We start from the raw sequence: 24,345 nt of genomic DNA, 5'->3' as shown, positions 1-24,345 counted from the left end.
CTCAACTCCTCAACTCCTCAACTCCTCAACTCCTCAACTCCTCAACTCCTCAACTCCTCAACTCCTCAACTCCTCAACTCCTCAACTCCTCAACTTTCTTAATACTCCCCTCTAATCTCCTCAGCATCTATTCGAAGCTCTGGAATATTCAGCACTGTTTCCAGATTCGCTTTTTCATTAATAACGTTTAACATACTTTGAAAATATTGTTGCTGCGCCGTGTACAGTTGGGTTTGTGCTTGCCGTAAATCGAAACTTGTAGCAAGACCTTCCGTAAATTTTATTTGATTTTTATTTTCAATTCGCTCTGCCAGTTGAAGGTTTTTCTTCGAGTTTTCGTAATTGTCAATTGCGAACTGGTAATTGCTTTGTGCAGTAGTTAAATCAAGTTTTATTTCTTGTTTGGTTTGTTCCAGTTCTGTTTTGGCTTGATCTAGAGCTATATGGGTTCTTTGATTAGCGGCGTTGCGCATTCCGCTGCTGAAAATTGGAATGTTAAGGCTAACTCCTAAAACAGAAGATTGATACCATTTTTGGTCGCCATTAAAAAAAGTGAAATCCTCGCTGTTTGCCGAGGCTCCGTAGTTTACGAATGCTGAGAGTCTTGGGAGTCCCTTACTTCGTTCTAATCGATTTTCAAAATAGCGTTGCTCCACAAGATTGTTGGCTATTTTATAATCCACGTTTTCTTCAAGGTTAAGAGAGTCATTCAAAAGTGCTAAACTAATGTTGTTATCAGCCAGTTTATCCAAGTCGTTTGTTAGGGTTACGGGTGTTTCCACATCAATCCCCAAGGCGAGATTAAACATTTGCTTTGCAATTTTTTGACTTCGTTTGGCGTTGTTTAATTGGGTTTCAATATCTAAAAGAGTGATTTCAAGCTGTTCAACACTTTCTTCTTCGCCTAAGCCGTTTTCGTAAATGGTTCTGGTTTCGTTGAGGTTTTCTTCCAATTTGGTTTTATTCTTTTCAAAAATATCCACCAATTCCTGAGCTAGTAAAACACTTCCGTAGGCATTGATAACGCCTTTTCTCACCTCTAAACGTGTTTTTTCGTTTGCGTTTTCAGAAAATCTTAAGAATGCTTTGGCTGCTTTTAGACCTACAAGATAACTTCCATCAAAAATTAGCTGGTTTAATGTGGCAACTGCGTTTGCATTCTGTTTGGTTCCAAAGCTTACAGGTGTGAAAGTTCCAGGTTCGCCACCTCCAAATTCGGCAGGAATAAGGGTGACAGGTTGTTTTAAATTATTTTGATAGCTAATGCTTCCATCAATCTGTGGAAGTCCCTGCGCCGTTGTTTCCCACTTTTGTTTGATGGCTTTTGCAATGTCGCGCCTAGCATTTATAGAAGTGTAATTACTGTCTAAAGCAAAGACTACTGCTTCCTCTAAGGTGAAGTTATATGCTTTCTTCTCTTGTGAAAAGCCCACGATTGTGGAAAGTATAAAACTGAAAATTAAAATCTTTTTAGTCATTGGTTTTATGCTCTTTGATGAATTTGTTTAGTGTTATTAGACCTTCGGGCGTTACAATACCCCGCAGATGATATTCAAGATATTCTTCCGTTCTATATTTGGATGAAAATTTTTCAATCGGAAATAAATCTTCGTTCTGAATACCGGTAATTCCCATAAAATAGAGGCGACCGATAAAATCTGAATCAAGATTTTTGCGATAAAAGCCTTGGTCGATTCCTTTTTTAATGTTTTTCTGTGTGGATTCCAGCATTTTTTCCAATTGGTTTTGATGGAGTTTTTTGCCTATTTCCGGATAATACTTTTGAAGTTGAAATTGTGAAGAAGTTTGGTCGTCTTCCAATTTTTGCATTATAAACTTCTTTATTTCGAACAATTCCTCAATTGGATTGCTGTCTAAAGCACAAATTTGATCTATACCAGTGGTTATACTGTCCATAACTGAAAAAGCGCACTCCCTAACCAGCGTGGTCTTATTCTTAAAATGGGTATAAATGGTTTTTTTTGATATAGCCATTTCATTGGCGATATCGTCCATCGTAACACTTTTAAAACCAAGCTTTAGGAAGAGTTCCGTTGCCTTTCTTATAATTTTATCTTTCATAATCGGGCGCAAATATAATTCAAGGAAACTTTAAAAACAAAATAAGTTTCCAAAGTTTTGCTTTATTTAACATCCTAGAATCACAAGGCTATTTTCGTCGATAAATTGTGCGCATTTGCTTTCCTTGTTTTACTTTAGCCAAAAATTTTGATTCATGGATTTTTTAAAGAAATACAGCGCACTTCTCGATGATAGTCTCGCAAAAGCCGTTTTAAAAAATGAGCCTTCTCAATTATATGATCCTATTAACTATATCCTTTCTTTAGGTGGTAAAAGGCTCAGGCCAGTACTTACATTAATGGTCTGTGATTTTTTCGAGGTTGATTATGAAAAAGCGGTTCCTTCCGCTTTGGCTATAGAAATGTTTCATAATTTCTCACTTATTCATGATGATATTATGGACAATGCGCCTTTGCGAAGAGGGAAAAGGACAGTTCATGAAAAATGGGATGTAAACACCGGTATTCTCTCTGGAGATGCTATGTTGATTTTGGCCTATCAGTTTTTTGAGTGCTATGAGCCAAAAATGTTTCAGGAACTCGCCAAATTATTCAGTGAAACTGCACTACAGGTTTGCGAGGGACAGCAACACGACATGGATTTTGAAACCCGTGATGATGTTCTGCTATCGGAATATATAAAAATGATAGATCACAAAACAGCTGTTTTAGTGGGTGCCGCTATGAAAATGGGCGCTATTGTTGCCGAAGCTGCCGAAGATGATAAAGAAAATATTTATCAGTTTGGAAAAAACCTAGGCATTGCTTTTCAGTTACAGGATGATTATCTTGATGTATTTGGCAACCCTGAAACCTTCGGAAAACAGGTGGGAGGCGATATCATTTCAAATAAAAAAACCTTTTTGTACTTGACGGCGGCTAGGAAAGGTTCCTCTGCACAAGCGGAAGAACTGGAGCATCTTTTCGACATTAACCCGAAAGATCCAACGGACAAGATTGCAAGGATAACAGAGATTTTTATTCAGTCTGGAGCTGCTGAGGCCACTCAAGCGGAAATAGAGAAGTATAATAATTTGGCATATTCTCTTTTAGATGCTATAAATATTTCCGAAGAAAATAAGGAACAACTCCGTCTATTTGGTGATGATTTGATGTTGCGTAAGGTTTAAAAATAGATTCTTACAAATGGAGCCCAGGCTTGGGCATAGATGCTTTTATTGTCGTCATAAAGCACATCATACCGTATTCCAATAGTAAAATTGTTGGTGTGAAAGCCTGCGCCAATAAACAAGCCGGGATACCAATAGTTTTGGTTTGGAATATTATATTCATAGTTGCGGGTAACATTCAGTTCCTCAAACTCTGCCGATAGTTGAATTTCTGGTATTACGTTGTAGAGCGCAATAATACTTCCGCCTAAAATTGTGGAGGTGTATCTATTTTTCAGACTATTGTAAGTTCCACTTAATGCTACCCCAGCTGCAAATTGGTTGTTAAATTGGTAAATAGCACTTGGAGCTAATGTTCCACTGAAGAAGCCATCTCCGAAACTAAGTCCTATCCCTCCTCCGAAGCGTACGTGATCCCAAAATTCATTTTCTTGATTTTGAGCAAACGAATTATTTGTGCAGAAAAGAACGACGACGGAAAATAATATTTTTGTCAAACACTTAAAAATGGTCTTTTTCATTATGAATACTTTAAGAATTTCAGACAATAAATATATGAAATCGAGTCGGCTATTCTGCTTAATAAGCGTATATTTGTACCGTTTTATTTTAAAGACCTACTTGCCTTTTTATCATGGATAAATTTTCATTCTTAAACGCGGTTCACCCTTCTTACATCGCGGAGCTTTACGAAAAATATTTACAATACCCAGACAGTGTTGAACCAAGTTGGAGAGCTTTTTTCCAAGGTTTCGATTTTGGTTCTGAACCCGGCAGTCAAGAGTTCTTTGCTGCTCCGGAGGTTTCTCCGGCAGAACCTCAAGAATACGATCTAGGCGCAATTTGTGCAGATGTAATCAAGGAGTTTCAGGTGCTTAAGCTGATTGATGGCTATCGTACTCGTGGGCATTTCTTTACGAAAACAAACCCAGTCCGTGAACGGAGAAAATATTCGCCAACTTTAGCAATTGAGAATTTTGGCCTATCACAACACGATCTGAAAGCAACTTTTAGAGCTGGAGAGGTCATAGGTATTGGAGAAGCCTCTTTAGAAGAGATAATTAAGCATCTTGAAAGAATCTACTGCGATTCTATCGGGATAGAATATATGTTTATTCGTAATCCCGAAGAAATTGATTGGATTCAAGCAAGGCTGAATGCCAACGACAATCAACCTGCTTTCTCGAAAGAGCATAAAAAACATATACTTAGAAAACTGAATGAAGCTGTCTCTTTTGAGAGCTTTCTTCATACAAAATACGTTGGGCAAAAACGTTTTTCACTTGAGGGTGGCGAAAGTTTGATCCCAGCTTTGGATTCCCTAATTGAAAACGCCGCTGAAAAGGGAGTGAAGGAATTCGTAATGGGAATGGCACACCGGGGTCGCTTAAGTACGTTGACCAACATTTTTGGTAAAAGTGCCAAGGATATTTTCAGCGAATTTGATGGTAAAGATTATGCACAGGATATTTTTGACGGTGATGTAAAATATCACTTAGGTTGGACCTCTAAGCGAAAAACTGATTCCGGGAAGGAAATCAATCTTAATATTGCCCCAAACCCATCTCACTTAGAAACTGTTGGTGCTGTTGTTCAAGGGATTTCACGTTCCAAACAAGACGATCATTATAAAGAGAATCCAAGTCAAGTATTACCAATTGTTGTTCACGGTGATGCTGCCATCGCTGCGCAAGGTATTGTTTATGAGATTGTACAAATGGCTCAGCTTGATGGCTATAAAACGGGTGGAACCATTCATATTGTGGTCAATAACCAAATAGGTTTTACCACGAACTATCTAGATGCTCGTTCCTCAATCTATTGTACTGATGTTGGAAAAGTGACTTTTTCACCCATTCTTCACGTAAATGCAGATGATGTGGAAGCTGTGGTTCATGCCATGCTCTTCGCATTAGATTTTAGAATGGAGTTTGGTCGTGATGTCTTTATTGATTTGTTGGGCTATAGAAAATATGGACACAACGAAGGTGATGAACCTAGATTTACACAGCCTAAACTTTATAAGGCAATTGCCAAGCACGAAAACCCGAGAAATATTTATGCGGAAAAATTGATTGCAGAAGGCGTTATTGATGAAGGCTATACGGCTAAATTAGAAGAGGAATACAAAAATAAACTAGAAGAAAATCTAGAAGATTCCAGAAAGGAAGATAAAACTACCATTACACCTTTTATGCAGGACGAATGGGAAGGCTATGATTACTCCGAAGAAAACCAAATGATAGAACCGGTTGATACTACGTTCGATCTTAAGGAGCTTGACGAAATAGCAGAGGTAATTACCAAGTTGCCTGAAGATAAAAAATTCCTCAAAAAAATAGGAAAGCTTATTGAACATAGGCACGCTATGTATTTTGAAGACAATAAGCTTGACTGGGCTATGGGCGAACTTCTGGCCTATGGAAGTCTTTTGAAAGAAGGCCACGACGTTAGAATGAGCGGGCAAGATGTGGAGCGAGGAACATTCTCACACCGTCACGCAGTTATTAAAGTAGAAGAGAGTGAAGAAGAAGTTGTTCTTTTAAATAATCTAAAAGGAGATCAAGCTGAATTTTATATTTATAACTCATTATTGTCTGAATATGGCGTTGTAGGTTTTGATTACGGTTATGCCATGGCTAGCCCTCAAACTTTAACGATATGGGAAGCACAGTTTGGTGATTTTAGCAACGGAGCCCAAATAATGATAGATCAGTACATTTCTGCTGCAGAAGATAAATGGAAGCTTCAAAATGGTTTGGTCATGCTATTGCCACACGGTTATGAAGGACAGGGTGCAGAACACTCTTCGGGTAGAATGGAGCGTTATCTTCAATTATGTGCGGTTGATAATATGTATGTAGCAGATGTTACAACACCTGCAAATTTATTTCACCTATTTAGAAGACAGTTAAAAACTAAATATCGCAAGCCACTAATTGTATTTACTCCGAAAAGTTTATTGCGTCATCCAAAAGTAGTTTCTACTAAGGAAGAATTTGCAAATGGTACGTTCCAGATGTTAATTGACGATGCAGAAGCGAAAGCGAAAAAAGTAAAGTCATTAGTCTTTGTTACTGGGAAATTCTACTACGATCTACTCGAAAAAAGAGAAGAGCTGAAAAGAGATGATGTGGCATTGGTTCGTATAGAACAATTGTTTCCTTTACCGATTGAACAAATTAATAAAATAATTAAAAAATACAAAGATGCCGATGACGTGGTGTGGGCACAGGAAGAGCCTAGAAATATGGGCGCCTATTCTCACCTTATGATGCATTTTGAAGAAGCGAGAAACTTTAGGGTTTGCAGTAGAAAAATGTATGCAGCTCCAGCAGCTGGAAGCACTGTGCGTTCAAAAGCACGACACGCAAAAGTAATTGAGAATGTTTTTGATAAAGATATGAAGTGATTTTTGTAAAAGGTTTTTAATTCCTGATAGGTATTCAGAAGAATTAATAATATTTTTACTTGAATGAAATGAGTGGTTTGTCGTAAATAGTGATAGGCTTTTGAAATATTGTATCATGTAGTTTGAATCGAGATGAAATTACAAGAAATCCAAAATAGAATATATGAATAGCGTAACGAGAATGTTATGCTGGATTTTGACCTTGCTGAAATCTATGGAGTTGAAACAAGAGTTTTGAAACAGGCTGTTCGTAGAAATATGGAGCGGTTTCATAACGATTTTATGTTTGAGCTTACCGAAAATGAATTTGAAAACTTGAGATCACAACTTGTGATGTCAAATCAGCACGGTGGAACAAGGTATAAACCTTTCGCATTTACAGAGCAAGGCGTGGCAATGTTATCAAGTGTGTTACGGAGCAAAACGGCTATACTTGTAAATATCTCGATAATTAGAGCTTTTGTGATGATGCGTCAATTTGCACTTTCACATAAAGAGTTAGGAGAAAAGCTTTCCAAATTGGAAGAAAAATACGATCAGCAATTTAATAACGTAAACGATGTTTTACGGTATTTGATGCAGAAGGACCGAAAGGAAAAAGAACAAATAGAACGAAAAAGAATAGGGTTTAAATAAAAATTTCCCGCAAGGATAATTATTCTTGCAGTTATAAAAGATAAAAATTATGGCATTAGAAATGAAAGTCCCGTCTCCGGGAGAATCCATCACCGAAGTTGAAATAGCAACTTGGTTGGTAAAGGATGGCGATTACGTTGAAAAAGATCAAGCGGTTGCCGAAGTAGATAGTGATAAAGCAACTTTGGAACTTCCAGCAGAAGCTAGCGGCATTATTACTTTAAAAGCCGAAGAAGGTGATGTTATTGCAGTGGGAGATGTGGTTTGTCTAATTGATACAGAAGCCAAAAAACCAGGAGGAATTGATTCTTCAGAGAAGAAAGAATCTAAAAAAGAAGATTCAAAAGAAAAGGAAGCTCCGGCAAAAGCGGAGACAAAGAAAGAGGCGCCCTCAAAATCTTCTGCTCCAGACCAAAAACAGGATAAAAAAACATATGCTACAGGATCGGCTTCACCAGCTGCGAAGAAAATTCTTGATGAAAAAGGAATGACTTCGAAAGATGTGAAGGGAAGTGGCCGTGACGGACGTATCACTAAACAAGATGCTGTTTCTTCAACGCCTTCTATGGGAACTCCGGGAACAGGAAGTCGCGGGAGTGAGCGCAAAAAACTTTCTATGCTTCGTAGAAAAGTTGCAGAGCGTTTGGTTTCAGCAAAAAATGAAACCGCCATGCTTACCACATTTAATGAGGTAGATATGAGCCCCATTTTTGCTTTAAGAAGTCAATATAAGGAACAGTTCAAAGAAAAACACGGAGTAGGACTAGGCTTTATGTCGTTCTTCACTTTGGCTGTGGTTCGGGCATTAGAGCTTTACCCAGATGTAAACTCCATGATCGACGGTGATTATATGGTTACCTACGATTTTAAAGATATTTCTATAGCAGTCTCTGGGCCAAAAGGTTTAATGGTTCCAGTAATCAGAAATGCAGAGAACTTGAATTTTAGAGGTGTGGAAAATGAAGTGAAAAGACTTGCTCTTCGCGCACGAGATGGTAAGATTACCGTAGATGAAATGACTGGAGGTACTTTTACAATATCTAATGGAGGTGTTTTTGGAAGTATGCTTTCAACTCCAATTATTAATCCACCACAATCGGCAATTTTGGGAATGCACAACATCGTGGAACGCGCAATTGTAAGAGATGGAGGTATTGTAGTGGCCCCAGTAATGTACTTGGCTTTATCTTACGACCATAGAATTATTGACGGTAAGGAATCTGTTGGATTTTTAGTGGCTATAAAAGAAGCACTTGAAAGGCCTGAGGAGCTTTTAATGGATAACAACGTGAAACGCGCTTTAGAGCTATAAGGAGCTTTGAGTATATAAAATTAAAAAATCCGGCCATTGCCGGATTTTTTTTGATTAATTAGGAAACTACTCAGTAAAAAAATAGTGTACTTATTAAATTCAATATAATAATCAATATGGTGGCAATGGTTAAGATGATAAACATCGGTCTGTTTGAAGCGTTCGATGTTTTATAAGTTTTAACCTCTTCTTCTATATAAGCTGAATCTTGCATAAAGTAAAAATAAGACATTCTATAGAGATATGGAATACGTAATACTACGTAGATTATTACACCTTAAACGATTGAAATTTGACGATTCACTAATATTCCTTTAAAGAATCCTATAACAGCTTGTCGTGATTTTCCTTGGCCCAGATAAGAAGACTATTTGTTTTAGGTTCAAGGTGAAGTTTGGTGATAATATTACTTCGGTGTTTCTCGACCGTTCGGTACGAAATAAATAATTGTGAAGCTATTTCTTTATTGGTCTTATCTCGTGCAATAAGCTTTAGGATCTTTCTTTCGGAAGGTGTAAGACTACTAAGCTCGTTATCCTCCAATAGTATAACCCCAATAAGTTCTTTTATTCTATCGCTAAAAAAAGGCGTTCCTTCCGTTACTGTTTTAATACAATTCTCGATTTCTTCTAACGCGAATTCTTTCAATATATAACCAAAAATATTCAGTTCCTGCGCTTTTTGGTAGAGATCCTTTTCTTTATGGAGGGTTATTAGTACAATTTTAGTTTCTAAATTTAGGTCTTTACATTGCTGCGCAATTTCGAGCCCAGACATATATGGCATTTGAATATCCAAAATTGCGATGTCAGGCTTCATTTCGATTATTAAATTAAAGGCTTCTCTTCCGTTATTGGCTTGGCCTATAAGGTTGTATCCTTTTTCAATTAAAAAGTCACTAAGGCCTTTTAAAAGTAGGGGATGGTCGTCTGCGATGATGATGGACGGGGTAGTATAACTCATATCGGAAATTGAAATTCTAGCACAGTGCCGCTTTCTTTTTTAGATGATACTTTCATTTGACCGTTTAAAAACTTGGTTCGTTCTAAAAGTGTTTTTAATCCTAAGGATTTTACGTCTTGGTACTTTTCACCAAAATCGAAACCTACGCCGTTATCGCGTATCGAAATTATGATATTGTTACGCAATTTTTTCACCGAAACCTTTCCTGCTTCGGCCTGGCCGTGTTTAAGTATATTGCTTAAACTCTCTTGAATAATTCTATAAATATTTATTTCGTCTTCCTTTGAAAAGATATTGTCAATATTATCAATTTCTGCTGAAATAAAAAGTTTGGTGTTCTCATCTATTTGGTTTATAGTATATTCTATGGCTTTTGTTATTCCTAATTCTTGAAGCTGAAACGGGTGAAGATCTCTAGATATAGCGCGTACTTCTTCTATTGTATGGTCTACCATTTGCTTGGTGTCTTCGTCTCCGCTGGCCATTAATTTGTTTTTTATAACTAATAGTTGTTGACCAACCCCATCGTGGAGGTCTTTAGATATTCTCCTGCGCTCCCCTTCTTGCGAAATAAGTAACTCCTGACTGTAGCGTTCTTGAAGAATTTTGTTCGCTTTTAAATATCTTTGATTGCGATAAAGCAGAACCAGCCCAAACCCAAACATGGCAGCAACTCCCGCAAATAGCATTACCTTTTTAAAACCTTGATTGTCTTTTTCAAGAAGATTTATATCTGCGGTTTTTTCAACTAGCTCTTTTTCTTTCTTTTCCGTCTCGTATAAGGTTTGAAAATATGCGAGCGTGTTTGCGGTACTTTTGTTATATATAGAATCCTTAAGAGCCGTTGATGCGTGGTTATTCAAAATACTTTTTTTGTAATCGCCTAAATCAAAATAAAGCGCTGATAAAGATGAATACGAGCTCATAATTTCATCTTCCAAACCAAGACTTTTGGCAATAACCAATTTTTTTTCAAGTAAGACTAAGGCTTCTTCATATTTTCCTCTTGTTTTAAGATACGCAGCCTTTGCTCCCAAATAATTCATTTCAGCCAAGGAGTTTCCAGAAAAGTCATATTCCAAGGATTCCAGAATATCAAGATGTTTTTTAGCCTCAACGAGCTGGTTTTGTTGGCAATAATATTCTATAAGTGTTGATTGGATACCAACATAGGTTGACTTACTGGAGGCATTTTCATCAAAATTTTTTTCGGCCTTTAGTAGTGATTTATATTCCTGAGCAGGATCCCCCATTTTTTTATAATCTAAAGCTTGATTGTAATACTCGTTTGATAAATAGGAATCTAACTTTAAATTTCTCATTTTCTGAATCAGCATATCTCGCTCCAACTTCGCTTTTTCATAAAAACCATTCATACTAAACATATTGATGATGCCCTGTTGCGCATAGACCATATAGTCGTATTCCTCTTTAGATTCATAAATATTGAAAGCCTTTGTTAGGTCTTCCCCAGCTAATATAAACTTCCCTAATTGGGAATAGGCTTGACCCCTAAATAAATAGGTGTCGGCGATATTTAAGGAGTCGCAAGATGAAAAATTTATGAGCGCCAAATTATAATCCTCAATCGCCTTTTTTAGATCAACCTTGGTATTTGCGCTCCCGCGTTTTATGTAAAGTCCACCCAATAAAAGGCTGTCTTTTATTTTGTATTTCCTGGCAAGTACGCTATTTATGATAGTTATTGCCTGTCGTGGATCATTTTTATAATTGGTGAGCGGGTATTGTAAGTTCATCGCTTTTTTGGCGGCACTTTCTATGCTATCCAAGGCTTGCGCCAGGTCGATATACTGTAGACTGTATGTGATAAAAGCATCTGGATCCGTTTTAAAAGTGCGCTTTAAAATGCTGTCCAATGCCACCAATTTTTTGGCTTTATCATTTGTGGTATTTACAATTTCCTCATAATGGGAAATATCTTGACATAACCCCGAAAAGGTTGTAAGCACAAGACTAAAGAATAAAAATATTATTTTATTTGCCACCAATCAACACTTTGAGATGAAAATAAAGGTACTTAAATTATTGGTAATAAACTATATCCAACCTGCATTCTACTTTACATAGAAACAGTTTCTTCCATAATCAATTACTGCACGTCGTTTTTTTAAAAAGTCGGCGCCAATAATTCCGTGAACTGGATTTTCTTCGGCTTGAGATAGTGCTTGGTTTACGTGTGAAAGATCAAAGAGCACAAAATCCATATTTTTAACTTTCCATTTATTTATAGAGAATTCATTCTTGCGGGAGAACATGGTTTCCATGTTTATTGCTCCGGCACCGGCAGCTTTTATAATACTTTCTTCGCTGATTAATGAAAAATGGGTGCTGCTTGATAGATCCACACAACTTGTTGATGCTCCTGTATCGAGAATGAAATCCCCTGGCGTGTTATTGATACTTGCTGAGAAAAGATAATGGCCCGTGGCGAGCCTTTGAAGTGGAATCCGGTAAAACCCTTCCGATTCCATATATTTACGTAGTTGCATTAACTTTTTTGTGCAAAGATAGCAAACAAAATAAGTAGCTTTGTAGCTATGTTGACAGATACCCATACCCATTTATATAGCAATGCTTTTGCGGAAGACCGTAATGAAATGATTCAAAGAGCCTTTGACGCAGGAATAAAGCGTTTTTTTATCCCAGCAATTGATTCTAGTTATACCCAAGCTATGTACGCTTTGGAAAAAGATTATCCTTCAAATGTTTTTTTGATGATGGGCTTACACCCAACTTCGGTAAAGGAAAATTATGAGGATGAATTGACGCATGTTGAAGAACAGTTCAAAAAACGAGGTTTTTATGCCGTTGGTGAAATTGGTATCGATCTATATTGGGACACTTCCACTTTAGAAATTCAAAAAATAGCTTTCAAAAGACAGATTCAGCTAGCTAAAAAGTATAAACTGCCCATCGTGATTCATTGCCGTGATGCTTTTGATGAAATTTTTGAAGTGCTCGAAACGGAAAAGAGCGATGATCTCTTCGGAATTTTTCATTGCTTCACTGGAACCCTGGAACAGGCCAAAACAGCGATTTCATATAATATGAAACTTGGTATCGGGGGGGTGGTTACCTTCAAAAACGGAAAAATTGATACTTTTTTAGATCAATTTCCGCTAGAGCATATCGTTTTGGAGACTGATTCGCCTTATCTTTCCCCAGCACCTTTCCGAGGGAAACGTAATGAAAGTAGTTATTTGGCGTTGATATGTAAAAAACTTTCAGAGATTTATACTGTTTCTGAAGAAGAGGTGGCGCGGATAACTACAGCGAACTCATTAGAAGTTTTTAAAATATAAATTCTCCAGACGAGCGTATAAATTCAGAAAAGCAACACTCAAGTTCTGTTGCGTAGGATTTTTGAGTTTTCGATTTTGGAAATTCTTTAAAACAAGTAAAATATGACGAAACACAAACCCAACATACTCCTTATATATACAGGTGGAACCATAGGGATGATAAAAGATTTTGAAACCGGTGCCTTGCGAAATTTCAATTTTGATGAATTGCTAAACCATATTCCCGAACTTAAATTATTGGACTGTAATATAACCACCACCACTTTTACAGAACCTATAGACAGTTCAAATATGAATCCTAAATATTGGGTGGAGATAGCCACAATCATAGAAGAGAACTATGAAGATATAGATGGTTTTGTGGTTCTTCACGGTAGCGATACGATGTCTTATACTGCTTCGGCTTTGAGTTTTATGTTAGAAAATTTAGGAAAACCCGTTATTTTTACTGGTTCTCAACTTCCTATTGGCGATTTGCGCACAGATGCCAAAGAAAACCTAATTACATCTATTCAGATTGCCTCGCTTCAGGAAAAAGGTGTTTCAAAACTTGCTGAGGTTTGTCTTTATTTTGAATACAAGCTTTACCGTGCCAATAGAACAACTAAAATTAATGCAGAGCACTTTGAGGCTTTTGCTTCTCTAAATTACCCAGATTTGGTTGAGAGTGGCGTTCATTTGGTGGTGAACAATGAAGCGCTTTACAGGCCCAACAGAAGAAAAAAACTGAAAGTGCATAAAAATTTAGAAAGTAATATTCTGCTGGTGAAAATGTTTCCTGGTATTGATCAGCGAACCATTGAATATCTTTTTGCATATCCAGACTTGAAGGGGATGATACTTGAAACCTACGGAACTGGAAATATAACGAATGAAACCTGGTTTATCAATTTGTTGAAAGGAGTGATTAAAAAAGGAATTCCAGTGGTGAATATTACCCAATGTTCCGGTGGAAGTGTTAACATGGGTCTTTATGAAACGAGTACGGAACTCAAAAAAATGGGTGTTATCAGCGGAAAAGATTGTACTACGGAGGCTGCATTGGCAAAATTGATGTATTTGTTGGGACAAAATATTTCTCCTAATAGCTTCAAAACCATATTTGAAACCTCTTTGCGTGGAGAAATGCAATAAATAAACCGCTCAAATTTTTTATAGCGTTGTTTTTTTTTTGATATTTGGCACTTCGTTCATAGAATGTGCTTTCTCGACCAAAGAGCATTACATTAAAGAAGAGTATTTAAAATAATTTTTATTTCTCTATAATCAGAAGGTCAATGGGGGAATAGAAAAACTTTAGAGAGGTGGCCGAGTGGTCGAAGGCGCACGCCTGGAAAGTGTGTATACGCCACAAGCGTATCGAGGGTTCGAATCCCTTCCTCTCTGCGAGTACATTTTTAGCTTCATAAATTTGTCGGAGCTTGCTCCAGAAAATTTATGAAGATAAAAAGGTAGGCAGCGATAGCTGCCGAAGTGCAATGTATTTCCAGCATAGCCTTTTGGGATCAGCATCCTAATACTTCAAAGCTTTAGCGTAGAAGTAAGCTAATCCATTTTTCGGAGCTTGCTCGAGCAAATTTATGAAGGTAAAAATGTTTAGGCAGCGATAGCTGCTGAAGTGCAATGTATTTTCAGCATTGCCAGAAGGGATTAGCATCGACATACTTCGATGTTTCAATAGAGAAGTAAGCTTATCCCGATATTTAAAAAAATAACGTTCATTTTAAAAATTTAGAAACGGAATTGTAAATAGCACGTTTCTAGTGTATTTCAGAATTGAAAGACATTCATTTCTAGTACAAATTAATATTCTTGTAGATTATCTAAATTATTTTATATCTTTAAACCCTTAACTAAAAACAAACTTTAAGTCGATAGCAATGAAAAAATTATTTTCTATTATGGCGGTGACCGCAATGGTTTTTGTGGGCACGTTAAACGCAAACGCTGCAACAGCGCAAACAATGCCAACCAGCTCACAAGCTTTGGTAACAGCAGCCACAGTTTCTTTTATTCAGGACGAACCAGCTCCGGCTGCCGATGCCGATAAAGGATTCCATCAAGAATTAAAAGAACGTTTTGTGGAAGGTGGACCCGCATTTATGGGGATTGTGTTACTATGTTTGATTCTTGGATTGGCAATTGCTATTGAAAGAATCATCTATCTTAACCTTTCAACTACCAATACTCAAAAATTAGCTCAGGAAGTGGAAGATGCACTAAACAGCGGTGGTATTGAAGCTGCTAAAGAAGTGTGTAGAAACACAAAAGGTCCTGTGGCCTCCATTTACTATCAAGGTCTAGATCGCGCTGACGAAGGGATTGACATAGCTGAAAAAGCTGTTGTTGCCTACGGTGGTGTTCAAATGGGACAACTGGAGAAGAACGTGTCTTGGATCTCTCTTTTTATTGCTCTAGCGCCGATGCTTGGTTTTATGGGTACGGTAATCGGGATGATTCTAGCGTTCGATAAAATCCAGTCAGCTGGTGATATGAACCCGTCTCTTGTGGCAGGTGGTATTAAGGTGGCACTTTTGACAACCGTATTCGGATTGATCGTGGCTATTATACTTCAAATTTTCTATAATTATATTATCGCTAAGATTGATAGTATCGTTAATAGTATGGAAGATGCGTCTATCACTTTGATCGACATGTTGTTCAACTACAAAACAAAAAATAAAATCTAAACAAACCACAAGATGGCATTACATAAAATTTTAAAAATAGTAGCATTGCTTCTAAGCATTGCAGGGATTATTTTTCTTGCAATGATCATCGCAAAAGGTGATACTGCCGTCGCTGCAACAGGCGAAGGTCTCGATGGCTTTTTGTATGTGGCGTATATAACACTTGCTATAACTCTCTTATTTGTTCTCTTTTTCGTACTTAAAGGAATTTTTGCAGGGAATATAAAGAGCACATTACTTTCTATAGGAGCGTTTGTAATAATAGTGGTTATATCATACGTGTTGGCTGATGGCACTCCAATGACGATGCCGGAAGGCGAGATGCTTTCTGAAAGCGGGTCGAAATGGGTAGGTACAGGATTGTATACATTTTATATAATGGCAATTTTGGCTATTGGATCGATGGTTTTCAGCGGAATTAAAAAAGTTACAAAATAATGGCAAGAAGAGCAACACCCGAAGTAAACGCAGGGTCTATGGCGGATATCGCATTTCTACTGCTTATATTTTTCTTGGTAACTACTACCATTGAAAAAGATAAGGGTATTGCGAGACAGTTGCCGCCTATAGAGGATATTGTTGACCCTCCAAAGATTAAGGAAAAGAACCTGTTTATTGTAAACGTAAATAGGAATGATCAATTGTTGGTGGATGACAATCTAATGGAGCTCAAGAATCTTCGTAAAGCTGCAATTGCTTTCCTAGACAATGGAGGTGCCTCTAACGGTACTGCAGAATATTGCAACTATTGTAAAGGTAAACGTGATCCAGCTTCATCTGATAACCCAGAAAAAGCGGTAATTTCGGTTCAAAACGATAGACTTACTTCCTACAAAATGTATATTGCTGTTCAAAATGAATTAGTGGCAGCATACAACTTTTTAAGAGATAGGGAATCGCAAAGACTGTACGGTTGGAAGTTTACCGAAGTAAACAATGCAATTGAAGAGGGTAGCTATAAAGGAAACGAAGAAGCTGTAAAGCCGAAATTGGAGGAGATTCAAAAATTGTTTCCAATGAAACTTTCTGAAGCGGAACCTAAAAAATCTGGATCATAATAATTTAACTATGTCAAAGTTTAGAAAGAAAAAAAGCAATGAATTACCTGCTGTAAACACGGCATCCCTCCCGGATATTGTGTTTATGTTACTGTTCTTTTTTATGGTAGTAACGGTACTGCGTGATGACAATTTATTGGTTCAAAACGTATTGCCTAAGGCAGATCAGGTTGAAAAATTGAAGAAAGATAGATCTGTATATATTTATGCCGGGAAACCAAGTGCTAGATACCAAGATAAGTTTGGTACAGAAGCTAAGATCCAAATTGGTGATAAATACACAGATATCACTAATCTTAAATTTGCATTGACAGAGGCGCGACAAAAACTTCTTCCTGAACTTCAAGATAGAGTTATGGTTGCCCTTAAAGTGGATGAAAATACAAACACAGGAAAGGTTACTGATATTAAGCAGGAACTAAGAGAACTGAATATGTTGAAGATTATCTATATTACCACACCAGGAAATGAGATAAATAACTAAACACCATATTATTTTATAAGAAGACGCCTTGTCCCGATATTTCGGAATTAAGGCGTTTTTTTTGTTTCAATTTTTGTGAAATTAGATTTATCTTTATCCATATGCAAAAGATATATAAAAGCTGTATTATACTATTATTAAGCTTGATTGCTTTTTCCAGTGTGGCGCAGGATACCCTTAGACATGCTTCTGTAGATTCATTATATAGAGAGGATCAATTCTATATTGGTGTAACTTATAATCTTCCTCTAAATCTTCCTTCTAATGCTCGAGTTAGAGGTCTGACTGGTGGAGTCCAATTTGGTTATTTAAGAGATATGCCCATCAATAAACGAAGAAATATTGCTGTTGCGGTTGGTGCAGGGATCGCATTGGATCAATTTGGACAAAATCTTTTTATAGGTGAAACAGCTAAAGATGAAACAATCTTTAGGGTTTTGGATAAGGATTTGGATTTTACACGGAATCGCTTCAATATGGCGATCCTTGAAGCGCCAGTAGAATTTAGATGGCGTACCTCTACCGCGTCGAGTTATAAGTTTTGGAGAGTTTATGCAGGTTTTAGGGTTGGATATGCCTATTGGTATAAAGCAACCTTTAAACAGCCAGGAAACGATGTTAATCAAACGAAGATACCAGAGTTTGATCCGCTCCGATTATCAGCTACATTGAGTTTTGGATATAATACCTTTAACTTTTTCGCTTCCTACAGCCTCAATCCATTCTTTAAGGATGCTGTTACGTTCGATGGTGAAACTGTTGAATTTAGAACCCTCAAAGTGGGTTTGATGTTCTATATACTATAGCCAAAGATTGAAAAGAATAAGTTGTGGAATTGCACCCAAAAGAAAGCCAATGCCCAGTTCGGGATAGGTGTGGGCATCACTGTTTAAACGGGATGACGCAACCCAGCCGTTAACAAAGAGAAAAAAGCTTATTGTAACGAGCAGGTTAATTTTGAAATGTGCGCTCAATCCCACCAAAAACATTAAAACTCCGGCAACTCCCATTTGATGTAGGCTGATCTTCAATTTGAAAAATACCATAATAAGCGCACTAAAAGCTGAAAAGAGTATACCTACAAAATAATAGTACATTTCTCTATCGTCATAAGGATCAAAAACCATCTTAATGATAAGAAGTAAAAGAATGCACTGTATCATTAATGGAAACTTACGTTCCTTAACTTGCTTTAAATAGATGGTGTCAACTACTCTGATATTCTTTAAAAGGAAAAAAACTACGATCGGTATAAATATAGTGATGATTGCAATAGCAAGAAATTTTGCGCGTACCAATTCTGGCTCAACATATCTGGGTGTAACGCTGAAATATAAAATGGTCCCCAATAGAGGCATTAATAAAGGGTGAAAAATATACGAAGCAGCCTTTAAAAATAATCTCATTAAATCTCTTTTCTAAGTCTTGCCACTGGCAAGTCAAGTTGTTCCCTATATTTGGCAATAGTTCGTCTTGCAATTGGATAGCCTTTTTCCAACAGAATCTTTGCCAATTTATCGTCTGTAAGCGGCTTTCGTTTGTTTTCTTCGGAAATAGTTATTTCAAGAATTTTCTTTATTTCCTTTGTAGAAACATCTTCACCTTGGTCATTTTTCATCGATTCGCTGAAAAATTCCTTTATCAACTTTGTTCCATAAGGCGTATCCACATACTTACTATTGGCAACACGGGATACAGTTGAAACATCCATATTTATTTTATCGGCAATATCCTTTAAGATCATTGGCTTCAACTTCCTTTCGTCGCCAGTTAAAAAATATTCCTTTTGATGATGCATGATGGAATTCATTGTAATAAAGAGCGTTTGCTGTCTTTGTTTTATGGCATCAATAAACCATTTTGCCGCATCTAGTTTCTGTTTAATAAACATAACGGCATCTTTCTGAGCCTTTGACTTGTCTTTGGACTCCTTATAGCCTTTCAGCATATTGGTGTAATCATGACTCACGTGGAGTTCCGGTGCGTTACGACCGTTTAAGGTTAAATCTAATTCGCCATCCACAATTTTTATTGCAAAATCTGGAACCACGTGCTCTACTATTCTATTATTTCCAGAATAGGTTCCACCAGGTTTCGGGTTTAGACTTTCAATTTCATGAATAGCTTCGCGCAGTTGATCTTCAGTTATATCAAATTTTTGAATCAGTTTTTTGTAATGCTTCTTACTAAATTGATCAAAGGAATCCTCGATAATTGAAATAGCCAATGTTACTGGAGGACTAGGAACTCGGCGCTCTAACTGAATCAATAAGCACTCCTGTAGATCACGTGCCGCAACGCCAGCAGGATCTAATTCTTGAACTGTTTTTAAAACCTTTTCAACCTTATCTTCGGTGGTGTAAACGTTTTGGGTAAAGGCCAAATCATCAACAATATCTTGAATTTCCCGACGAATGTAGCCGCTTTCATCCACGCTACCCACTAAAAATTTTGCTATTTCCTCTTCTTCATCATCAAGGCGATACGTGCTTAATTGCTGCATTAAATATTGCGTAAATGAAGTCCCTGCGGCATAAGGCATTTGCCGTTCTTCATCGTCCGCACTGTAATTATTGGCAGAAAGTTTATAACTGGGCACTTCATCATCACTAAGATAATCGTCAACGTTTATATCCGTTTCAATAACCTCATTGCCTTCGTCATATTCTTCATTGTTAAACTCGTCTTCATAGTCCTCAGTTTCTTCTTTCCCTCCTTCCAAGGCTGGATTTTCTTCTAACTCCTGTGAAATTCGTTGCTCAAAAGCCTGTGTAGGCAGTTGGATCATCTTCATCAGCTGGATTTGCTGAGGTGACAATTTTTGAGAAAGTTTAAGGTTTAAATGTTGTTTTAACATAGTTGTATTTGCTACATTATAAAGTTAAAAAAAACCAGCTACTAAAATAATTAAGTAGCTAGTTTTATTATAAAGTTGTGAAATAAGACAGATGCCAGATAACGGATGACAGAAGTGGAGTAGTTTGCTTCCTGTCATCTGTCATCCAACACCAGGCATCTCTAGAATTCAGCGTTTCCAGGTGTTCTTGGATAAGGAATTACATCGCGAATGTTACCCATTCCCGTTGTAAACTGAACCAATCGCTCAAAACCAAGGCCAAAACCACTGTGAACAGCTGTTCCGAATTTACGAAGATCCAAATACCAATAGAGCTCTTTTTCATCAATGTCCATGGCGGCCATCTTTTCTTTTAAAACATCATAGCGTTCTTCCCGCTGTGAACCACCAACAATCTCTCCAATTCCAGGGAAAAGTACATCCATGGCGCGAACGGTTTTTCCGTCTTCGTTTAAGCGCATATAGAAGGCTTTGATTGTAGCTGGATAATCAAAAAGAATTACGGGACATTTAAAATGTTTTTCAACTAAAAAACGCTCGTGTTCACTTTGTAGATCGGCTCCCCATTCTTCAATAATATATTTAAATTTTTTCTTTTGGTTGGGCTTGGAGCGCTTTAAAATGTCAATGGCTTCCGTATAGCTCACCCTTTTAAAGTTGTTTTCCAATATAAATTGAAGCTTTTCGCGAAGTTTCATATCACTGCGCTCGCTCTGTGGTTTACTCTTTTCTTCTTCTAATAATCGGTTTTCAAGGAATTCAAGATCATCAGCACAGTTTTCTAATGCATATTTTACAACATACTTTATAAAATCTTCGGCCAAATCCATGTTGGCATCTAAATCGTTAAAGGCAACCTCAGGTTCAATCATCCAAAATTCAGCCAAGTGACGGCTGGTGTTTGAGTTTTCGGCTCTAAAAGTTGGACCGAAAGTATAAACTTTTCCTAGTGCCATGGCATAGGTTTCGGCTTCCAGTTGCCCACTCACGGTGAGATTGGTTTCTTTTTCGAAAAAATCTTCTTTATAGTTTATATTTCCGTTTTCATCAAGCGGGGGATTTTTAGGATCTAATGCTGACACCCGGAACATTTCACCTGCACCTTCTGCATCGCTACCGGTAATGATAGGTGAGTGCATATAATTAAACCCGTTTTTCTGAAAATATTCGTGTACTGCAAAAGCGAGTTTGGATCGCGTGCGCATTACGGCGCCAAAAGTATTGGTTCTGATTCGCAAGTGTGCTTGCTCGCGAAGGGTCTCCATGGAATGTCTCTTTGGAGAAAGAATGGTTCGTTTTACATCTTCAGGATTTGCCTCGCCTAAAACAGTCAATTTTGAAACTTGAATTTCTACTGTTTGTCCCTGCCCTTGGCTTTCAACAAGAACGCCGGTAACTTCAATAGCTGCACCAACGGTTACTTTTTTAAGGATTTCTTCATCGAAATTTTCGAAATCAACTACACATTGTAGTGTTTTAATAGTAGATCCATCATTTAGGGCTATGAATCTGTTGCTTCTAAAAGAGCGTACCCAACCGCGAACCACAACTTCGTGATGGGTTGGGTCGTTTTTTAACAGTTCAGCTATAGTTTTATGTTTCATAGTCATATTTTAAGAGGTGCAAAGATACTTTTAAATAAAATTTCAAAAAAATAAAAAGCTCCAAACCTGTCTGCCGGCAGGTAGGTTCCAAAAGACTTAGATATGGAAGTTTATTGTTTTAATTATAATTTTTCATTTACTTGATTTCTTCTTCATCGTCAGTATCAGGTAAAATTTCAATAGCAGGTTTTTTCATCGTTTCCTTATTTGCAATACTTCTTTCTAAGGAAAGTAGGAGTGTGGGGAGCAATAATAGATTGGCCGACATCGCGAAAAGGAGGGTTATTGAAACCAAGGCGCCTAAGGCAACGGTTCCGCCAAAACTGGAAAGTGTAAATACTGAAAAACCAAAGAAAAGAACAATAGAGGTATAGAACATACTTACGGAACTTTCGCGGAGGGCGGCATAGACGGATTTCTTAATCTTCCAATTATTCGCAATCAGTTCTTGCCTGTATTTTGCTAAAAAGTGAATCGTGTCGTCCACAGAAATACCAAAAGCGATACTAAATACCAAAATAGTGGATGGTTTAATAGGAACTCCCACAAAGCCCATTACGCCTGCCGTTATTATCAAAGGCAGTAGGTTTGGAATTAACGAAATAATAATCATTTTAAAGCTTCGGAACATCCACGCCATAAACAAGGCAATCAGAAAAATGGCCAACGACAGCGAAAAAATTAGGTTGTTCACCAAATAATGGGTTCCTTTTTGAAACACCAGGGCTTTCCCCGTAACCGTAACATTATAGAGCTCTGCTGGGAAAACTTTCGCTATTTCAGTATTGAGATCCTCCTCAATTCGCTTAAACCTATCTGGCTCTGTATCTTTCATAAAGGTTGTGATACGCGCAAATTGGCCGGTGCTGTCAACATAGCTGCTCAGCATATTCGCATTGGTAGCACTGCTTTTAGCATTCGCTAGAATAAAAGCTCTTTCTTGGCTATTCGGAAGCTGATAATAGTCTGGATTTCCATTGTAATAAGCCTGTTTAGAATACTTGACCAATTCAACGACGGAAAGCGGTTTGGCGAATTCAGGAATTTCTTTGATGTGATCCTGTAATTCATCGATACGCCTTAGGGTGGAAGCTTTTAAAACGCCCTGTTTCTTTTTGGTATCAACCATTATTTCCAATGGCATGATCCCTTCGTATTCTTTTTCAAAAAAGCGTATATCTTCGAAGAAACCTGTGTTTTTAGGCATATCCTCAATTAGACTTCCCGAAATTTTTATATTGAAAATACCGATTATACTGGCACATAGAACCAGAACAGCAACAATATATATGGTAATTCGGCGCTCCTTAACCATGCGCTCGATCCAGTGCGTAAATTTGTTGATCCAGTTTTTGTTTAAATGATTCAGGTGCTTATCCTTCGGCACAGACATATAACTGTAAATGATAGGAATGATAAGTAAACTCAATAAGAAGATAGCCACAATGTTAATGGAGGCTACAATACCAAACTCACTCAACAGCTCACTTTTCACTAAGATAAATGTTGCAAAACCTGACGCTGTGGTAAGATTCGTCATCAAGGTAGCATTACCGATTTTTGTAATAACACGTTGTAAAGACTTTGCTTGGTTTCCGTGCAGTTTTATTTCCTGTTGATATTTATTAATCAGAAAAATACAATTGGGAATTCCAATAACGATTATCAACGGTGGAATAAGTGCCGTAAGTACGGTGATTTCATAATGAAGCAAACCTAAAAAACCAAAAGCCCACATCACTCCAATTATAACCGTGATCATAGAAATGAAGGTGGCACGCCAAGAACGGAAAAAGAAGAAGAATATCAGGGAAGTAACAAAAAGTGCGGCTCCAATAAACAAGCCTATTTCATCAATAATGCTTTGTGAATTTAAGGTACGGATATAAGGCATTCCAGAAGTGTGAACTTTAACGCCGGTATCTTCTTCAAACTTTTTGATTAATGGGATAAGGTCATCTATCACGAAATCCTTTCTCGCGGAAGTGTTGACGATATCTTTTTTAAGATAAATAGCAGACCGAATAGACTGCTTGTCGGGACTATATATAAGTCCGTCATAAAACGGAAGCTTATTGAAAAGTTCGTCTTTATATTTTGCTAAACTTGCATCGGTAAAAACCGAATCTTTTATAAATGGCACCAGTTCAAAACCTGAGGTATCTTTCTTCTTTTCTAATTTCTGAAGGTTTCCCACGGAAAGTGTAAAATCGACTTCCTTAAATTTACCAATGTCTTTGGAAAGTTGGTTCCATGCTTGGAACTTTTTAGGAGTAAAAATAGTAGAATCCTTCACCCCCATAACAATTAGGTTTCCTTCCTCACCAAAATGTGAAAGAAAATTGTCGTACTCAAGATTTACCGGATGATCGTCTGGCAGCAGGTTTGCTTCGGTAAAGGTGAAGCGCATGTTCTTCCACTGCATTGCAAGCAATACAGTTATAAGTGCGATAACGATTAAGATCCCGGTGCGGTTTCTTAGAATAAAACGGGCTATAAATCCCCAAAATCCAATACTGAAAAGTTTTGCCAAACCAATTATTTAAAGACTTGTCAAAGGTATGAATTCCCGATAAGTAGGGTCTCTAATTTTGCGCGTATTTTCAGAGAAGGAGGGAAGTCTTCATTAAAATAATTTAAGAAGGTGTTTTTGTAGTTTGATTGTGGGAGATATCGATTTTCGTTTTGGCTAAATCCACGAGTTGATTGTCCACAAAATATCATAAAGCTTTGAATTGTGACATTATAGTTACTTTTATATGAAGTCTCTATTAGTAAATATTTTCTTTTATTCT

21 protein-coding genes and 1 tRNA gene are annotated in these 24,345 nt (G+C 37.3%); 12 read left to right on the top strand and 10 right to left on the bottom strand.

Going from position 1 to position 24,345, the window contains the following annotated elements; all coding sequences use genetic code 11:
• Positions 1-98 precede the first annotated feature (98 nt).
• On the bottom strand, positions 99-1,478 hold the full coding sequence (locus G440_RS0108485; RefSeq protein WP_026450914.1) for a TolC family protein: 1,380 nt from the start codon (positions 1,476-1,478) through the stop codon (positions 99-101).
• Positions 1,471-2,082, bottom strand: coding sequence for a TetR/AcrR family transcriptional regulator (locus tag G440_RS0108480; RefSeq protein ID WP_026450913.1), 612 nt, complete (start codon positions 2,080-2,082; stop codon positions 1,471-1,473). The genes G440_RS0108485 and G440_RS0108480 overlap by 8 nt, the downstream gene beginning before the upstream one ends.
• 154 nt (positions 2,083-2,236) lie before the next feature.
• Between G440_RS0108480 and G440_RS0108475 the strand changes: the two genes are divergently transcribed.
• Complete coding sequence (locus tag G440_RS0108475; protein WP_026450912.1) at positions 2,237-3,211, top strand: polyprenyl synthetase family protein; 975 nt, start codon at positions 2,237-2,239, stop codon at positions 3,209-3,211.
• Here G440_RS0108475 and G440_RS0108470 read toward each other — a convergent pair.
• The gene (locus G440_RS0108470) at positions 3,208-3,732 is read right to left on the bottom strand and encodes a hypothetical protein (protein ID WP_026450911.1); all 525 of its coding nucleotides are present in this window, start codon (positions 3,730-3,732) and stop codon (positions 3,208-3,210) included. The two genes, G440_RS0108475 and G440_RS0108470, sit on opposite strands and share 4 nt — an antisense overlap.
• Before the next feature lie 113 nt (positions 3,733-3,845).
• On the opposite strand from G440_RS0108470, the gene G440_RS0108465 reads away from it, so the two are divergent.
• The 3 genes from G440_RS0108465 to odhB all read left to right on the top strand — a co-directional run bounded on the left by G440_RS0108465 (position 3,846) and on the right by odhB (position 8,571).
• Positions 3,846-6,623, top strand: coding sequence for a 2-oxoglutarate dehydrogenase E1 component (locus tag G440_RS0108465; RefSeq protein ID WP_026450910.1), 2,778 nt, complete (start codon positions 3,846-3,848; stop codon positions 6,621-6,623).
• A 186-nt stretch (positions 6,624-6,809) separates the two neighbouring features.
• Positions 6,810-7,259 (top strand): ORF6N domain-containing protein, encoded by a 450-nt coding sequence (locus G440_RS0108460; RefSeq protein ID WP_026450909.1) that lies wholly within the window; start codon positions 6,810-6,812, stop codon positions 7,257-7,259.
• A 49-nt stretch (positions 7,260-7,308) separates the two neighbouring features.
• Positions 7,309-8,571, top strand: a complete 1,263-nt coding sequence (gene odhB, locus G440_RS0108455) for a 2-oxoglutarate dehydrogenase complex dihydrolipoyllysine-residue succinyltransferase (protein WP_026450908.1) — start codon at positions 7,309-7,311, stop codon at positions 8,569-8,571.
• A gap of 324 nt (positions 8,572-8,895) precedes the next feature.
• Here odhB and G440_RS0108445 read toward each other — a convergent pair whose 3' ends face one another.
• From G440_RS0108445 to G440_RS0108435, 3 genes are all read right to left on the bottom strand, one after another.
• The gene (locus G440_RS0108445) at positions 8,896-9,534 is read right to left on the bottom strand and encodes a response regulator (RefSeq protein WP_026450907.1); all 639 of its coding nucleotides are present in this window, start codon (positions 9,532-9,534) and stop codon (positions 8,896-8,898) included.
• On the bottom strand, positions 9,531-11,540 hold the full coding sequence (locus G440_RS0108440; protein ID WP_157417903.1) for a tetratricopeptide repeat-containing sensor histidine kinase: 2,010 nt from the start codon (positions 11,538-11,540) through the stop codon (positions 9,531-9,533). Before G440_RS0108440 ends, G440_RS0108445 begins: the two co-directional genes overlap by 4 nt.
• A 69-nt stretch (positions 11,541-11,609) precedes the next feature.
• Entirely contained in the window at positions 11,610-12,044 is a 435-nt protein-coding gene (locus G440_RS0108435) for a retropepsin-like aspartic protease (RefSeq protein WP_026450905.1), read from the bottom strand.
• 48 nt (positions 12,045-12,092) lie between these two features.
• Between G440_RS0108435 and G440_RS0108430 the strand changes: the two genes are divergently transcribed.
• The 8 genes from G440_RS0108430 (at position 12,093) to G440_RS0108395 (ending at position 17,895) form a co-directional block, all read left to right on the top strand.
• Positions 12,093-12,857 (top strand): TatD family hydrolase, encoded by a 765-nt coding sequence (locus G440_RS0108430; protein ID WP_026450904.1) that lies wholly within the window; start codon positions 12,093-12,095, stop codon positions 12,855-12,857.
• A 102-nt stretch (positions 12,858-12,959) separates the two neighbouring features.
• Positions 12,960-13,991 (top strand): asparaginase, encoded by a 1,032-nt coding sequence (locus G440_RS0108425; RefSeq protein WP_026450903.1) that lies wholly within the window; start codon positions 12,960-12,962, stop codon positions 13,989-13,991.
• Between the two features lie 164 nt (positions 13,992-14,155).
• Positions 14,156-14,243, top strand: a tRNA-Ser gene (locus G440_RS0108420).
• A gap of 494 nt (positions 14,244-14,737) precedes the next feature.
• Positions 14,738-15,547 (top strand): MotA/TolQ/ExbB proton channel family protein, encoded by an 810-nt coding sequence (locus tag G440_RS0108415; RefSeq protein WP_026450902.1) that lies wholly within the window; start codon positions 14,738-14,740, stop codon positions 15,545-15,547.
• A gap of 12 nt (positions 15,548-15,559) precedes the next feature.
• Positions 15,560-15,985, top strand: a complete 426-nt coding sequence (locus G440_RS0108410) for a hypothetical protein (protein ID WP_026450901.1) — start codon at positions 15,560-15,562, stop codon at positions 15,983-15,985.
• Positions 15,985-16,605, top strand: a complete 621-nt coding sequence (locus G440_RS0108405) for an ExbD/TolR family protein (protein ID WP_026450900.1) — start codon at positions 15,985-15,987, stop codon at positions 16,603-16,605. The genes G440_RS0108410 and G440_RS0108405 overlap by 1 nt, the downstream gene beginning before the upstream one ends.
• Before the next feature lie 10 nt (positions 16,606-16,615).
• Positions 16,616-17,089 (top strand): ExbD/TolR family protein, encoded by a 474-nt coding sequence (locus tag G440_RS0108400; RefSeq protein WP_026450899.1) that lies wholly within the window; start codon positions 16,616-16,618, stop codon positions 17,087-17,089.
• Between the two features lie 101 nt (positions 17,090-17,190).
• Positions 17,191-17,895, top strand: a complete 705-nt coding sequence (locus tag G440_RS0108395; protein WP_026450898.1) for an outer membrane beta-barrel protein — start codon at positions 17,191-17,193, stop codon at positions 17,893-17,895.
• On the opposite strand, the gene G440_RS0108390 is transcribed toward G440_RS0108395, so the two are convergent.
• The 4 genes from G440_RS0108390 to G440_RS0108375 all read right to left on the bottom strand — a co-directional run bounded on the left by G440_RS0108390 (position 17,890) and on the right by G440_RS0108375 (position 24,083).
• Positions 17,890-18,495 (bottom strand): hypothetical protein, encoded by a 606-nt coding sequence (locus G440_RS0108390; RefSeq protein ID WP_026450897.1) that lies wholly within the window; start codon positions 18,493-18,495, stop codon positions 17,890-17,892. The genes G440_RS0108395 and G440_RS0108390 overlap by 6 nt on opposite strands.
• Entirely contained in the window at positions 18,495-19,946 is a 1,452-nt protein-coding gene (gene rpoN, locus G440_RS0108385; protein WP_026450896.1) for an RNA polymerase factor sigma-54, read from the bottom strand. The genes G440_RS0108390 and rpoN overlap by 1 nt, the downstream gene beginning before the upstream one ends.
• A 161-nt stretch (positions 19,947-20,107) precedes the next feature.
• The gene (asnS, locus tag G440_RS0108380; RefSeq protein WP_026450895.1) at positions 20,108-21,550 is read right to left on the bottom strand and encodes an asparagine--tRNA ligase; all 1,443 of its coding nucleotides are present in this window, start codon (positions 21,548-21,550) and stop codon (positions 20,108-20,110) included.
• A 136-nt stretch (positions 21,551-21,686) separates the two neighbouring features.
• The gene (locus G440_RS0108375) at positions 21,687-24,083 is read right to left on the bottom strand and encodes an efflux RND transporter permease subunit (RefSeq protein WP_026450894.1); all 2,397 of its coding nucleotides are present in this window, start codon (positions 24,081-24,083) and stop codon (positions 21,687-21,689) included.
• Positions 24,084-24,345 lie beyond the last annotated feature (262 nt).

The organism is Aequorivita capsosiphonis DSM 23843, from assembly GCF_000429125.1.
GTDB lineage: Bacteria > Bacteroidota > Bacteroidia > Flavobacteriales > Flavobacteriaceae > Aequorivita > Aequorivita capsosiphonis.
Note: the sequence above shows the minus strand (reverse complement) of the source record. Positions and strands in the feature narration are given on the sequence as shown.

Coding starts and splice junctions, on each gene's coding strand:
- rpoN (WP_026450896.1), bottom strand. CDS start 19,946: ATGTTAAAACAACATTTAAACCTTAAACTTTCTCAAAAATTGTCACCT.
- G440_RS0108425 (WP_026450903.1), top strand. CDS start 12,960: ATGACGAAACACAAACCCAACATACTCCTTATATATACAGGTGGAACC.
- G440_RS0108470 (WP_026450911.1), bottom strand. CDS start 3,732: ATGAAAAAGACCATTTTTAAGTGTTTGACAAAAATATTATTTTCCGTC.
- G440_RS0108460 (WP_026450909.1), top strand. CDS start 6,810: ATGCTGGATTTTGACCTTGCTGAAATCTATGGAGTTGAAACAAGAGTT.
- G440_RS0108485 (WP_026450914.1), bottom strand. CDS start 1,478: ATGACTAAAAAGATTTTAATTTTCAGTTTTATACTTTCCACAATCGTG.
- G440_RS0108435 (WP_026450905.1), bottom strand. CDS start 12,044: ATGCAACTACGTAAATATATGGAATCGGAAGGGTTTTACCGGATTCCA.
- G440_RS0108475 (WP_026450912.1), top strand. CDS start 2,237: ATGGATTTTTTAAAGAAATACAGCGCACTTCTCGATGATAGTCTCGCA.
- G440_RS0108415 (WP_026450902.1), top strand. CDS start 14,738: ATGAAAAAATTATTTTCTATTATGGCGGTGACCGCAATGGTTTTTGTG.
- G440_RS0108400 (WP_026450899.1), top strand. CDS start 16,616: ATGTCAAAGTTTAGAAAGAAAAAAAGCAATGAATTACCTGCTGTAAAC.
- asnS (WP_026450895.1), bottom strand. CDS start 21,550: ATGAAACATAAAACTATAGCTGAACTGTTAAAAAACGACCCAACCCAT.
- G440_RS0108410 (WP_026450901.1), top strand. CDS start 15,560: ATGGCATTACATAAAATTTTAAAAATAGTAGCATTGCTTCTAAGCATT.
- G440_RS0108405 (WP_026450900.1), top strand. CDS start 15,985: ATGGCAAGAAGAGCAACACCCGAAGTAAACGCAGGGTCTATGGCGGAT.
- G440_RS0108465 (WP_026450910.1), top strand. CDS start 3,846: ATGGATAAATTTTCATTCTTAAACGCGGTTCACCCTTCTTACATCGCG.
- G440_RS0108390 (WP_026450897.1), bottom strand. CDS start 18,495: ATGAGATTATTTTTAAAGGCTGCTTCGTATATTTTTCACCCTTTATTA.
- G440_RS0108480 (WP_026450913.1), bottom strand. CDS start 2,082: ATGAAAGATAAAATTATAAGAAAGGCAACGGAACTCTTCCTAAAGCTT.
- G440_RS0108430 (WP_026450904.1), top strand. CDS start 12,093: ATGTTGACAGATACCCATACCCATTTATATAGCAATGCTTTTGCGGAA.
- G440_RS0108445 (WP_026450907.1), bottom strand. CDS start 9,534: ATGAGTTATACTACCCCGTCCATCATCATCGCAGACGACCATCCCCTA.
- odhB (WP_026450908.1), top strand. CDS start 7,309: ATGGCATTAGAAATGAAAGTCCCGTCTCCGGGAGAATCCATCACCGAA.
- G440_RS0108395 (WP_026450898.1), top strand. CDS start 17,191: ATGCAAAAGATATATAAAAGCTGTATTATACTATTATTAAGCTTGATT.